This is a genomic window from Halopseudomonas phragmitis (genome assembly GCF_002056295.1).
GTDB lineage: Bacteria > Pseudomonadota > Gammaproteobacteria > Pseudomonadales > Pseudomonadaceae > Halopseudomonas > Halopseudomonas phragmitis.
Map to the genome: position 1 here is coordinate 3,442,911 of NZ_CP020100.1, position 12,309 is coordinate 3,455,219.

A 12,309-nucleotide genomic window follows, 5' to 3' on the forward strand; every position below is an offset into this window, starting at 1 on the left:
CGGCCGGGTTTATCCGGCGCGGCGTAACGACTCAATATACGGGCGCAGGGAATAACCCAGCCGGGGCTCCTGATCATCAGCCCACAGTCGCATGGCGTCCTTGTCCAGGGTCAGACGCCCGCCAGCGGGAATGAACAGCAGAATGTTACCCTCGTCCACTTCAACGCACAGGTAGTCATCACCAAACAGCTCACGCAACATCTCCGCCGCGTAGGGCTGACCGGTTTCGCCCATTTGCCACTGATTGATCACCATCAGCCCGCCGGGTCGCAGGGCACGGTGGCAGCTCTGGAAGAACTCGGTCTGCAACTGCAAACGTGACAGCCCGCCCTCCATATACAAATCGACCATTAACAGATCACAGCTTTCCGGCGCCTGATTGATATAACGCTCGGCGCAGCCATCAAGCACCTGCAGGCACGGGTCACTGCTCAGTCCCAGCCATTTGCGCGCCAGCTCGACCACCGCAGGGCGCAGTTCCACCGCCGTGACCCGCTCAGGTTGGAAATAGCGAACCAGACAGTTGGCCAGACTACCTCCGCCAAGTCCCAGCAAGGTCGCCCGATAATCCGCCCGGCACCAGTACAACCCCAACAGCATGGCCCGGGTGTAGTCATATTCCAGCCAGGCGGAATCCGGCACATAACAGCAGCTCTGCTCGGTCTTTTCGCCGAAATAGAGAAACCGATAGAGGCCGGATTCAGTCACCCGCAACATGCCAAAGTCGTCACGAAGACAATCGATCACATTTTCCTGGGTAGTCATAGCGTGACGTCTGATGCCCAATAGCCGGCGTAATAACAGGTACAAGATTTTCATGTCTCAGGGTAACATCGAACCCCCTGATACACCCACATATTGAAGCCTATGACCACGCCCTGGACTCCCGATAGCTGGCGCAGCAAACCGATCCTGCAGCAACCAACCTACCCCGACGCTCAGGTCCTGGCCGAGGTCGAACACACCCTTGCCGGCTATCCGCCGCTGGTATTTGCCGGCGAGGCACGCGAGCTGCGTCGGCAGTTCGCCGAGGTCACCCAGGGCCGGGCATTTCTGCTGCAAGGTGGTGACTGCGCCGAAAGCTTCGCCGAATTCTCCGCGCCGAAGATTCGCGACACCTTCAAGGTGCTGTTGCAAATGGCAGTGGTGATGACTTTTGCCGCCGGCTGCCCGGTGGTCAAGGTTGGGCGCATGGCCGGCCAGTTCGCTAAACCGCGCTCGGCCGATGATGAAACCCAGGGCGGCGTTACCCTGCCGGCCTACCGTGGTGACATCATCAATCAGATCGCCTTCGAAGCTGCCGGTCGCGTGCCCGATCCACAGCGTCTGATCATGGCCTATAACCAGGCCACCGCCACCCTCAACCTGCTGCGCGCCTTTGCTCAGGGCGGCTTTGCCAGTCTGGACCAGGTACATCAGTGGAACCTGGATTTTATTGCCAACTCGGCCACCAGCGACCGTTTTCAGCATCTGGCCGACCGCATCGATGAAAGCCTGGCCTTCATGCGCGCCTGCGGGATCGACGAGGAACGCGCTCCGCAACTGCGCGAAACCAGCTTCTTCACCGCCCACGAAGCCCTGCTACTGAACTACGAGCAGGCCTTCACCCGTCGCGACAGTCTGACCGGCGAGTGGTACGACTGCTCGGCACACATGCTCTGGATCGGCGACCGCACCCGTCAGCCGGATGGCGCCCATGTCGAGTTCATGCGCGGTATCCACAACCCGATCGGGGTCAAGGTCGGCCCGAGTACCGACCCGGACGAACTGCTGCGACTGATCGACATCCTCAACCCGGACAACGACCCCGGCCGGCTCAATCTGATCGTGCGCATGGGCGCCGACAAGGTCGAGCAACACATGCCGCGACTGGTTCGCGCCGTCGAAGGTGAAGGCCGGCTGGTGCTGTGGAGTTCCGACCCCATGCACGGCAACACCATTAAGGCCTCCAGTGGCTACAAGACCCGCGATTTCGCCCAGGTACTGCGCGAGGTCGAACAGTTCTTTGCCGTGCATCAGGCCGAAGGCAGCTGGGCTGGCGGCATTCATATCGAGATGACCGGCCAGAACGTCACCGAATGCATTGGCGGCGCTACTCCGGTGACCGAAGCCGGGCTCTCGGACCGCTACCACACCCACTGCGACCCGCGCCTGAATGCCGACCAGTCGCTGGAACTGGCATTCATGATTGCCGAGACGTTGAAGAAGGTAAGGCGCTAACCCCCTCTGGGGAGCGTCGTCGGATTGCCGCCCAGCACCTGCGCGATGCTGGAATAGCCTGACACCTCGGAGTCATCCGCCCCTTTCGCGGTTCGACTATCTCACCGATAATGCCCTGCCTACCGCTTTACCCTGACAGGTTTGCACATGTTGTTTCGCTGGTTTGAAAAACGCCTTGATCCCTTTCCTGCGATAGAGCCGAGCGAACCTCCACGCCAGCTTCTGGCCTTCTGCCTGTACTACACTCGCGGTGCCTGGCCTTACCTGGGCATGGCGGCGTTGTTGATGGCCGGCATCGCGCTGGCTGAAGTGTGGCTGTTCAGTTTTCTGGGCAGCATTGTTGACTGGCTGTCCGAGCAGAGCCGCGAGACTTTCCTTGAAACCGAAGGCCTGAAGCTGTTGGGGATGGGCCTGGTAGTACTGGTACTGCTACCGCTGATGGTGTTCGCCAACTCGCTGTTCAGCCACCAGACCCTGATGGGCAACTATCCGATGCGCATCCGCTGGCTGGTGCACCGCTACCTGCTGCGCCAGTCGATGGCCTTTTATCAGGACGAGTTCGCCGGGCGTATCGCCACCAAGATGATGCAAACAGCGCTGGCGGTGCGTGAATGCGTGATCAAGCTGATCGACGTGCTCAACTATGTCAGCGTCTACTTCATCGGCACCCTGCTGGTGGTCGGCAGCGCCGACTGGCGCCTGACCTTGCCTATGTTGATCTGGCTGGTCGGCTACATCCTGCTGATGCGCCACTTCATTCCGGTCATGGGCAAGGTCGCCGAGCAACAGGCCGACGCCCGCTCGATCATGACCGGGCGCATCGTCGACAGCTACACCAACATCCAGACCGTCAAACTGTTCTCCCACGCCCAGCGCGAGTCGACCTATGCCCGCGAAGGCATGGACCAGTTCATGACCACCGTCTATCAGCAAATGCGCCTGGTAACTCTGGTCTACTCCCTTCTATACGGGCTCAACGCCCTGCTGCTGATCAGCGTCAGCGGACTGGCGATCTGGCTGTGGCTCAACGAACTGGCCAGCGTTGGCGCAGTCGCCGTGGCGGTCGCTCTGGTACTACGTCTGTGGGGTATGTCGCAATGGATCATGTGGGAGCTGTCGGCCCTGTTCGAGAACATCGGCACCGTGCAGGACGGCATCAACTCGATCGCCCGCCCGCAACTGGTCGAAGACGCCCCCCAAGCCCAACCGCTGCTGGTCAGCCACGGCGAGATCCGCTTCGACCATGTGCACTTCCATTACGGCAAGGGCCATGGAGTGATCGAGGACCTCAACCTGCATATTCGGCCCGGTGAAAAAATCGGTCTGGTCGGCCGTTCCGGCGCCGGCAAGTCCACCCTGGTCAATCTGCTGCTGCGCTTCTACGACGTCGAGGGCGGGCGCATCCTGATCGATGGACAGAACATCGCCGAGGTCACCCAGGACTCCCTGCGTGAACACATCGGTATGGTCACGCAGGACACCTCGCTACTGCACCGCTCGGTACGCGACAACATAACTTACGGCCGACCCGACTCCGGCGAAAGTGAGCTGCTCGAAGCCACCCGTCGGGCTGAAGCCGAAACCTTTATCGCCGATCTGCGCGACGCCAAGGGTCGCGTCGGTTTCGATGCACATGTCGGTGAACGCGGGGTCAAGCTTTCCGGTGGTCAGCGCCAACGCATCGCGATCGCCCGGGTCATGCTCAAGGATGCACCAATCCTGATTCTCGACGAGGCCACTTCGGCGTTGGACTCGGAAGTCGAGGCGGCGATTCAGGACAACCTCAACAAGCTGATGGACGGCAAGACGGTGATCGCCATTGCCCACCGGCTGTCGACCATCGCCGCCATGGACCGGCTGATCGTCATGGATCAGGGGCGCATTATCGAAGACGGCAGCCATGCCGAACTGATTGAGCGCGGCGGGCTCTACGCCCAGCTCTGGGCCCGACAGTCCGGTGGTTTTCTCGGCGAGGACTGAGCCGCCCCGGCTAGCGGGGCTCGCTGACGACCGGACACTCCGTTGCCGGTCGCCCAGCGGCCCTACGCCAACGGCCAAGCAGCCACCCTCCAGACACATTGACCAAAATCCCCAGCATCACCAGAAATGCTCCGCCAAGCTGCAGGGCGCTGACCCGCTCCCCCGCCAGCAACGCGGCGGAACTCAAACCAATCACCGGCACCAACAGGGAAAAAGGCGCAACCTGGCTGGCCGGATAGCGCGACAACAGCCGGCTCCACAGGCTGTAGCCAAGAATGGTCGCGGCAAAAGCCAGATACAGCAGAACCAACAGGGTATTGAGATTGAAGCCCAGCAAGGCGCTGCGCATTAACTCGGGACCTTCCAGCCACCAGGACAGCGCCAGAAATGGCAAAGGCGGCACCAGGCTACCCCACACTACCAGCCCGACCAGGTTCACCTTGCCGATCTTGCGGGTAACGATATTTCCCAGTGCCCACATAGAGGCAGCGCACAAGGTCAATATGAAACCGGCCGTGGTCATACCGCTGTTGATCTGCAAACCGATCATTAGCAGACCTGCGGCCGCAATCAACAGCCCAATGAGATTAAAGCCACGCAACCGCTCACCCAGTAGCAGTACGGCAAAGAACAAGGTAAACAGAGCCTGGGACTGGAGTACCACTGAGGCCAGGCCGGCCGGCATGCCGACGTGCATGGCTGAAAACAGGAACGCGAACTGGCCCAGTGAAATGGTCAGACCGTAGGCCAGCAACCAGCGCAGCGGCACCGCCGGTGGCTTGATGAACAGTATCGCGGGAAAGGCCACCAGCATGAATCGCAGGGCGCCGAGCAACATGGGCGGCATGTCCTGCAAACCAGCCTTGATCACCACGAAGTTCATGCCCCAGACCAGAATGACAAGCAGCGCCAGCAGAAAATCCTTGGCGGTCATGAGCAGTACTCCCAGGCAGTTAAAGCAGTATTAGGCCCGGAACAGCACAATTGCTGAAGATACAGCGACCGCTCAATCGGCCATCACAGTTGACTCCCACCCAGTTCGCGCAGGCGGGCATAACCATCACGGGTCAGCAGCACCAGATGAACCGTGCTGGCATAAATCTGACCGGACAGCTTGAGCTGATCGATCAACGCCTGATGCTCGGTAGCCGGCAAGTAGAAATAGTCACGACCTTCGAGCAACTGCGACTGGCAGTGCTTGAACAGTTTGAAGCAGGAGCCCTTGGGCAGCGCATTGAGCTGATCGAGCTGGCGGAAGCTGAGGGTATCAACCCCGGCATGGGGGATCGGTTGAACGGATGACATAACGGCTCCTTGGCGGAGCCGTTATTGTCGCGCAGTGACTATTTGACCAGCAACACCGGCACCGGCACTTCATGCACCACCCGGGTAGCGACCGAGCCCATGAACAGGTTGCCCAGATTGCTCATACCGCGAGTACCCATGATCACGGTGTCACAGCCCAGGCTCTTGACCGCATGTGCCAGTTCACCAATGACCTCACCCACCACCGCATGCTCTTCATGGCGAACACCGGCCTCGCGCAGCATGGCACCAGCCTCGACAATCACTTCACGGGCATGATCCAGCGCGCCCCCGTGCAACTGTTCCAGCATATTGGCCGACACATAGTTGCCATACAGTTTGGGCTCACTCTGCACATTGATCACGTGCACCAGAATGTTCGGATACTCGGCAGCTACACCCACCAGATACTCAATGGCTCGTTTGGCCGGGGCCGAGCCGTCAAAGGGTAGCAGTACGTTGCGCATGGTGACTCCTTGGATTGTTGTTGCCTTGTTTATCACTATAGTCATTGTCGCAAACCGGTGACCGCCCTCGTTGACCTGGATCAACCGGATAACCGACTCCCCTGCATGCACCACCGCCCCGAACTGGCGCACCACCACAGTGCAATCGTTCCGAAAAAAGCTGACCGAAACTATACTCACAACACCACAAAACACACATAAGCACATGAAATAAAACAAGAAATAAAAACTGGCAAGCTACGTGCTATGTAACCCGTGCCAACACATTCAAAACTTTTTGAATCACACGACATGGGGTACTACCAATATGATGAAAAAACTTGCAGTTGCCGTCGCCACCGCCAGCACCCTCGGCTTTGCCACTCTGGCCCATGCAGAAGAGTTCGATACCCCGATCGGTAAAATCGACGCCAGCATGACCGCCACCCTGGCAACCGATTACATCTGGCGCGGCCAGTCGCAGACTGCTGGTGCCGGCGCGGTTCAGGGCAGCCTGGATTTCGCCCACGAGTCCGGCCTGTATATCGGCGCCTGGGCTTCCAACGTCGACGCCGACGCCTTTGATGCCAGCGTGGAAATCGATTACTACTTTGGCTGGGCCGGCAACATCACAGATGAAATCGAGCTGGACCTGGGCTGGGCGACTTACACCTACCCGAAAGCCGGTGGTGATGCCAGTGTCGACGAAGTTCTGGCCAGTATCGGTCTGTACGGCTTCACCTTGGGCGCCAAATACGCCTACGACCCGGAAAGTGCGCTGTACACCTACATTGGTTACGGCTTCGAACTGCCCTACGAATTCGGCCTTGACCTGCACTACGGTCGCACTGACACCAAGGATCCGCTGAGTTCGGTACAGAGCAAAGAGAAGTACGATGACTGGGCTGTCACCGTCAGCAAGGACTTCGTAGGTATCGACTGGGCACTGATGTACTCAGACACCAACATCAAGGGCGGCACCTGCAGCGAATGGTATGGCAAAAGCCGTTATTGCAGCGGCAACTGGACTTTCTCAGCCACCAAGAGCTTCTAAAACCATTCAGGCGCCTTCGGGCGCCTGAATTGTATTTGCTCCTTGCAGCAACTACGCCGGTCTCAAGGTTGTGCCACGGCAACCTTGATCACCGGCGTCTTTTTTACCTTACGCCTTGGGCAGGGTTACACCGCGCTGGCCCTGGTACTTGCCGCCGCGGTCTTTGTATGAGACTTCGCAGGACTCATCAGACTCGAAGAACAGCATCTGAGCCACGCCTTCATTGGCGTAGATTTTGGCCGGCAAGGTAGTAGTGTTGGAAAACTCCAGGGTCACATGCCCTTCCCACTCTGGCTCAAGCGGAGTGACATTAACGATAATGCCGCAGCGGGCATAGGTGCTCTTGCCCAGACAGATGGTCAGCACATTGCGCGGAATACGGAAGTATTCGACGGTACGGGCCAGGGCGAACGAGTTCGGCGGAATGATGCATACATCGCCCTTCACATCCACAAAGCTCTTTTCGTCGAAATGCTTGGGATCCACCGTAGCCGAATGAATGTTGGTGAACACCTTGAACTCATCGGCACAACGCACATCGTAACCGTAACTGGACACCCCATAAGAAATCATCCGATTGCCCTCGGCGCCGCGTACCTGACGCTCGACGAACGGCTCAATCATGCCGTGCTCCTGGGACATGCGACGAATCCAGCGGTCTGACTTGATGCTCATGGTGTGCCCTGCATAAGGATTGGGTGAAAAATGATCGGGCATTCTAGCCGGTTATGACTAAGCTGTCAGTCATCGCTGATGCTGATACTGGGCATGGCCGGTGCCTGAGCCCGCTCGGCAATCCGTGCGCCCACATGCCGGGCCATATCCTGGTAAATCATGCTGATCTGGCATTCGGGCTCAGCCACCACGGTCGGGGTTCCGCCATCGGCCTGCTCGCGAATCATCATCGACAGCGGCATAGAAGCCAGCAGATCAACACCGTATTGCTCGGCCAGGCGCTCGCCACCACCCTCGCCGAACAGATGCTCGGCATGACCGCAATTGGAGCAGATGTGAATGGCCATGTTCTCGACCACCCCCAGCACCGGAATATTGACCTTGTTGAACATCTCGATCCCTTTCTTGGCATCGAGCAGTGCCAGGTCCTGCGGTGTGGTCACGATCACCGCGCCGGTTACCGGCACCTTCTGGGCTAGCGTCAGCTGGATATCCCCGGTCCCCGGCGGCATGTCCACCACCAGGTAGTCGAGATCATCCCAGGCAGTCTGAGTCAGCAACTGCATCAGCGCCCCGGAAACCATCGGCCCACGCCAGACTACCGGGGTATTGTCATCAACCAGAAAAGCCATGGACATGACCTGCACGCCATGGGCAGTCGGCGGAATAAACAGCTTCTGATCCTTGACCTGAGGCCGGGTACCTTCGGGCAACCCCAGCATCAAGCCCATGCTAGGGCCATAGATATCGGCGTCCAGCACCCCGACCCGGGCACCTTCACGGGCCAGCGCCAGCGCCAGATTGACCGCCGTGGTGGATTTGCCCACCCCGCCCTTGCCTGACGCGACGGCGATGATGTTTTTGACATTGCGCAGCGCCTCGATACTGCCCTGAGCAGGAGCGCTCGCCACTTCACAAGCTACGCTGATGGTCGCCGACTCGACACCCGCCACCGACTCGACCGCCACCTGCAACATTTGCTCGATACCGGCCCGAATACCGGCTGCCGCATAGCCCAGCACCAGCTCAGCCTCAACCTTGCCGCCCTCAATCCGCAGATCACGCAAACAGCCCGCGCTGATCAGATCGGTTTGCAGGTAAGGATCTTGATATTGGCCAAGAGCGCGCTCTACGGCACTACGGTCGACGGTATGCATGGGGGCTTCCAGCGAAGAAACAGGGGGTGGGTATGCTAACACAAGCTGGAAACACTGATTAAATCAGTTTCGGTGCTGGCCCAATTGTCACTGACCTGTTCTGGACACGCCGTGAGCCCCTCCGGGTCCGGCCAACCGATCACAGGTCGGTCGGCGTTCAGCTGCGCACCAAGCATGCTTGGTAAACGCTTGCCTCACCCATGGGGGCTTGACGATGCCCGTCCGGGGCATCGACAGTCCAGAACAGGTCAGCGACAACCGGGCTACTGAGCTTGGGTGCAATTAATAAGTGGTTCCTTTACTCAGCCGAATAGGCCTCATCGGTCATATCCACCAGCACCGTCATCAGCCGCGTACCGCGCTCACCGACCATCTCGGCAAAGGTCTCGCGCACCGGGATGCTGAGTTCACGGAATACCTCGCGCTCTTCAGGCGTCAGGTACACCAGCTCGATATCGCTGTTGCTGGTGATGATGTCCAGCCGTTCGCTATTGAGCCGGGTCTGTACTTCATGGATATAGGGCACCAGCTCGACCACGGCTTCTTCAATAACCTGCTTGTGCTCATCGCTCAGCCCATCGTACCAGTCGCGATTGGCCATGAAGGTGGCAATGAATTGCGCCTGATTGGCAAAGATCAGGTAATCCTGGACCTGATAGAAATCCATCTCCTGATGCGCGAAGACCGGCTGGATATTGCCGTCAATCTGGCCAAGCTGCATACCGCTGAACAGTTCGCCGTACTCCATGGTAGTCGGATCGGCGCCATAGGCCCGATAGGTCTCGCGCAACAGGCGGTTGTCCATGGTCCGGATCGCCACCCCGCTGAAATCATCAGGGCTGCGGATTGCCTTGTTGGCGCTCCATACCTGCCAGCCTTCGGGCACTATCGCCAATGGTTGCAGGTCACGCTCACGGAAAGACTCGAGCAAGTCGGGATGCTTGCGAAAAGCCGGGTCATTGAGTATCTGGGTGTTCTGCCACTCATCATCGCCCAGCACGAAGTTGAGGCTGAACAACTGCGACTCGGGCACAGTGCCGCCCAGGAACCCCGAGCCAAAGGCCAACTGCACTGCACCGGCCTGGACCTGATCATAGATATCAGTCAAACCACCGAGCTGCCCGTAGGGGAACAGACGCACATCAACCGCTCCTGCGGTTTTCTCGGTCACCAGTTCAGCAAACTTGGCAGCGTACTCATACTGCACGCTGCCTTCAATTTCTTCCAACGCAAAACCCCAGGTTTCCACCTGGACTTCAGGCTCCGCCGACGGAGTGCTTGCCGCCTGCTGCTGGTCGTCCGAACCACAAGCCGCCAGAAACAGTGCCGCCACCCCTATACAGCCATTACGCCAATTCATGGAACGCTCCTTTTCGATTGTTCTGGTTTGCTTTTAAACCTTAACACATGACCCCGACATGTCCATGCCGTGCACAAACGACGAATATGGGTTATGTTCAAAAAAGGGGCTTAGGGAGAGCTCCATTCCGCATCATGACCAAAGCGTCCTGAAAAGACTCATAAACGCGCAGCCAGCCTTGCCCTGCGCCAGGAACAGCAGAGGACCAGCCAATGCCGAGGACTGCCGACCCATCGGCCAGCCACTCGATCAAGCGACTGCTCGGAAAGATTCTGGGCACCCTGGACCTGATCACCGAACACATCGAAAAAACCATTCTGGCCGGTAGCGTGCTGTTTCTTGCCGGCCTGCTGATCACCCACGTACTGGGCCGGCAACTATTTGGCAGCGGCGTCGCCGGCCAGGTCGAACTGACCCAGATGGCGCTGGTAATCATGACCTTCGCCGGCATCGGCTATGCAGTGCGCCGGGCCAGGCATATCTGCATGTCGGCATTCTATGACCAGCTCAAGGGCAAGCTGCGCAAGTCGATGCTGGTAGCCATCAGCCTGCTCACCGGCGCACTGATGTTCTATCTGGCCTGGCACGCCTGGGATTACGTCAGCGCGATCCAGAGCCGTGGCCGCACCTCTTCGGCCCGGCAGATACCGTTGTGGATTCCCTATCTGGCTGCCCCCATCGGCTTTGCCCTGGCGGGCCTGCAATACTGGCTGACCGTGGCCCGCAACCTGCTGTCACCGGGCATCTGGCGCTCGTTCTCAGAACCTGAACGCTATGAGCAGGCACCGGGAGCCAACGTGTCGAGGGTCGAATGATGCTGACCCTGACCTTCGTCACTATGTTTGTTCTACTACTGCTCGGCTTTCCGATGATGGTGCCGTTGCTGGTCGCCAGCTTGATGCTGCTGTTTCTGGTGATTGGCCTGGACAATGTTGGCCTGCTGATGGGCCAGATGATCAGCGGCGTACAGTCCTGGGCTCTGGCCGCGGTACCGCTGTTCATCTTTGCCGCCGACCTGATGACTCGAGGCCACACCGCCAACCGCCTGCTCGATCTGGTCCAGAGCTTCGTCGGCCACCTGCGCGGCGGGCTACCGATCACCACAGCCGCCAGCTGCACCCTGTTTGGCGCGGTCTCCGGCTCAACCCAGGCTACGGTAGTGGCCATGGGCGGACCAATGCGCCCCAAACTTCTGGAAAAGGGTTACTCGGACAGTTTCTCACTGGCCCTGATCATCAATGCCAGCGACATTGCCCTACTGATTCCACCCAGCATCGGCATGATCATCTACGGTGTGGTCGCCGGCGCCTCGATTGGCGACCTGTTCATCGCTGGCATCCTGCCTGGGCTGCTGATTCTTCTGCTGTTCTCGTTCTACGCCTGGGTAGCATCACGGCGCATGGGCATTAAGCCTGAGCCAAGAGTCGGCTGGGGCTTGCGTCTCAAAGCTCTGCGCAAGGCCCTGCTGCCCCTGGGCTTCCCGCTGGTGGTGGTCGGCGGTATTTATGCCGGCTACTTCAGCCCAACCGAGGCGGCAGCTATCGCCGTGCTCTACGCCCTGCTGCTGGAAGTGGTTATTCTGCGCGCAGTCAAACTCCGCGAGCTGTGGGATGTGGCATTGTCCACCGGGCTGATTACCTCGGTGGTGTTCATACTGGTGGCCGCCGGCAATGCCTTTACCTACAGCATTTCCTTTGCCGGCATCCCCCAGGCGATTATCGGTCCGGTGATCGAGGTGATCGGCGACAGCCCGACACTGGTGCTGGCCATGATCGCGGTGGCCTTTTTCATTGGCTGCATGTTTGTCGATCCGATCGTCGTAATCCTGATCCTGACCCCGCTGTTCAAGCCGGCCGTGGATGCCGCCGGGCTGGACCCGGTTCACGTCGGCGTGATCGTGACCCTGCAGGCTGCCATCGGTTCAGCTACCCCGCCCTTCGGTTGCGATATATTCACCGCCATGGCGGTATTTCGCAGGCCGTACCTGGATGTGATCCGTGGCACGCCGCCGTTCATCTTCATCCTGCTGCTGGCAACGGTACTGCTGATCCTGTTCCCGCAGATTTCCCTGTGGCTGCCGTCACTGGCCGCCTGAGGCCTTCGCAGGCGCGA

At 59.2% G+C, this 12,309-nt stretch carries 12 protein-coding genes; 5 read left to right on the forward strand and 7 right to left on the reverse strand.

From position 1 onward, the window contains the following. Window positions 1-9: 9 nt before the first annotated feature. Window positions 10-765, reverse strand: coding sequence for a spermidine synthase (locus tag BVH74_RS15895; RefSeq protein ID WP_177344543.1), 756 nt, complete (start codon window positions 763-765; stop codon window positions 10-12). Window positions 766-867: 102 nt separating this feature from the next. Here BVH74_RS15895 and BVH74_RS15900 point away from each other — a divergent pair, with 102 nt between their 5' ends. Next, a complete protein-coding gene (locus BVH74_RS15900; protein ID WP_080051051.1) occupies window positions 868-2,220 on the forward strand; it encodes a class II 3-deoxy-7-phosphoheptulonate synthase in 1,353 nt (450 codons plus the stop codon). A 150-nt stretch (window positions 2,221-2,370) separates the two neighbouring features. Next, window positions 2,371-4,200, forward strand: a complete 1,830-nt coding sequence (locus BVH74_RS15905) for an ABC transporter ATP-binding protein (protein WP_119701512.1) — start codon at window positions 2,371-2,373, stop codon at window positions 4,198-4,200. A gap of 10 nt (window positions 4,201-4,210) precedes the next feature. Here BVH74_RS15905 and BVH74_RS15910 read toward each other — a convergent pair whose 3' ends face one another. From BVH74_RS15910 to BVH74_RS15920, 3 genes are all read right to left on the reverse strand, one after another. Further along, entirely contained in the window at window positions 4,211-5,134 is a 924-nt protein-coding gene (locus tag BVH74_RS15910; RefSeq protein WP_080051053.1) for an EamA family transporter, read from the reverse strand. An 83-nt stretch (window positions 5,135-5,217) separates the two neighbouring features. Beyond that, window positions 5,218-5,505 carry an ORF6N domain-containing protein gene (locus BVH74_RS15915; RefSeq protein WP_080051054.1) on the reverse strand — a complete coding sequence of 96 codons (288 nt, stop codon included), beginning with the start codon at window positions 5,503-5,505 and terminating at the stop codon, window positions 5,218-5,220. Between the two features lie 38 nt (window positions 5,506-5,543). Then, window positions 5,544-5,972 carry a universal stress protein gene (locus BVH74_RS15920; RefSeq protein WP_080051055.1) on the reverse strand — a complete coding sequence of 143 codons (429 nt, stop codon included), beginning with the start codon at window positions 5,970-5,972 and terminating at the stop codon, window positions 5,544-5,546. Between the two features lie 307 nt (window positions 5,973-6,279). On the opposite strand from BVH74_RS15920, the gene BVH74_RS15925 reads away from it, so the two are divergent. Then, the gene (locus BVH74_RS15925; protein WP_080051056.1) at window positions 6,280-7,005 is read left to right on the forward strand and encodes a TorF family putative porin; all 726 of its coding nucleotides are present in this window, start codon (window positions 6,280-6,282) and stop codon (window positions 7,003-7,005) included. Between the two features lie 108 nt (window positions 7,006-7,113). Here BVH74_RS15925 and dcd read toward each other — a convergent pair whose 3' ends face one another. The 3 genes from dcd to dctP form a co-directional block, all read right to left on the reverse strand. Then, window positions 7,114-7,680 (reverse strand): dCTP deaminase, encoded by a 567-nt coding sequence (gene dcd / locus BVH74_RS15930; RefSeq protein WP_080051057.1) that lies wholly within the window; start codon window positions 7,678-7,680, stop codon window positions 7,114-7,116. A 65-nt stretch (window positions 7,681-7,745) separates the two neighbouring features. Further along, window positions 7,746-8,837 carry an iron-sulfur cluster carrier protein ApbC gene (gene apbC / locus BVH74_RS15935; protein WP_080051058.1) on the reverse strand — a complete coding sequence of 364 codons (1,092 nt, stop codon included), beginning with the start codon at window positions 8,835-8,837 and terminating at the stop codon, window positions 7,746-7,748. Between the two features lie 298 nt (window positions 8,838-9,135). Next, entirely contained in the window at window positions 9,136-10,197 is a 1,062-nt protein-coding gene (dctP, locus tag BVH74_RS15940; protein WP_080051059.1) for a TRAP transporter substrate-binding protein DctP, read from the reverse strand. Window positions 10,198-10,409: 212 nt separating this feature from the next. Here dctP and BVH74_RS15945 point away from each other — a divergent pair, with 212 nt between their 5' ends. Next, on the forward strand, window positions 10,410-11,012 hold the full coding sequence (locus BVH74_RS15945; protein ID WP_080051060.1) for a TRAP transporter small permease: 603 nt from the start codon (window positions 10,410-10,412) through the stop codon (window positions 11,010-11,012). Beyond that, the gene (locus BVH74_RS15950; RefSeq protein ID WP_080051764.1) at window positions 11,012-12,292 is read left to right on the forward strand and encodes a TRAP transporter large permease; all 1,281 of its coding nucleotides are present in this window, start codon (window positions 11,012-11,014) and stop codon (window positions 12,290-12,292) included. Before BVH74_RS15945 ends, BVH74_RS15950 begins: the two co-directional genes overlap by 1 nt. Window positions 12,293-12,309: the final 17 nt, after the last annotated feature.

What these genes read in the sequence shown, in the direction of transcription:
- BVH74_RS15895 (WP_177344543.1), bottom strand. Translation starts at nt 765, where the DNA reads ATGACTACCCAGGAAAATGTGATCGATTGTCTTCGTGACGACTTTGGC.
- BVH74_RS15900 (WP_080051051.1), top strand. Translation starts at nt 868, where the DNA reads ATGACCACGCCCTGGACTCCCGATAGCTGGCGCAGCAAACCGATCCTG.
- BVH74_RS15910 (WP_080051053.1), bottom strand. Translation starts at nt 5,134, where the DNA reads ATGACCGCCAAGGATTTTCTGCTGGCGCTGCTTGTCATTCTGGTCTGG.
- BVH74_RS15915 (WP_080051054.1), bottom strand. Translation starts at nt 5,505, where the DNA reads ATGTCATCCGTTCAACCGATCCCCCATGCCGGGGTTGATACCCTCAGC.
- BVH74_RS15920 (WP_080051055.1), bottom strand. Translation starts at nt 5,972, where the DNA reads ATGCGCAACGTACTGCTACCCTTTGACGGCTCGGCCCCGGCCAAACGA.
- BVH74_RS15925 (WP_080051056.1), top strand. Translation starts at nt 6,280, where the DNA reads ATGATGAAAAAACTTGCAGTTGCCGTCGCCACCGCCAGCACCCTCGGC.
- dcd (WP_080051057.1), bottom strand. Translation starts at nt 7,680, where the DNA reads ATGAGCATCAAGTCAGACCGCTGGATTCGTCGCATGTCCCAGGAGCAC.
- apbC (WP_080051058.1), bottom strand. Translation starts at nt 8,837, where the DNA reads ATGCATACCGTCGACCGTAGTGCCGTAGAGCGCGCTCTTGGCCAATAT.
- dctP (WP_080051059.1), bottom strand. Translation starts at nt 10,197, where the DNA reads ATGAATTGGCGTAATGGCTGTATAGGGGTGGCGGCACTGTTTCTGGCG.
- BVH74_RS15945 (WP_080051060.1), top strand. Translation starts at nt 10,410, where the DNA reads ATGCCGAGGACTGCCGACCCATCGGCCAGCCACTCGATCAAGCGACTG.
- BVH74_RS15950 (WP_080051764.1), top strand. Translation starts at nt 11,012, where the DNA reads ATGCTGACCCTGACCTTCGTCACTATGTTTGTTCTACTACTGCTCGGC.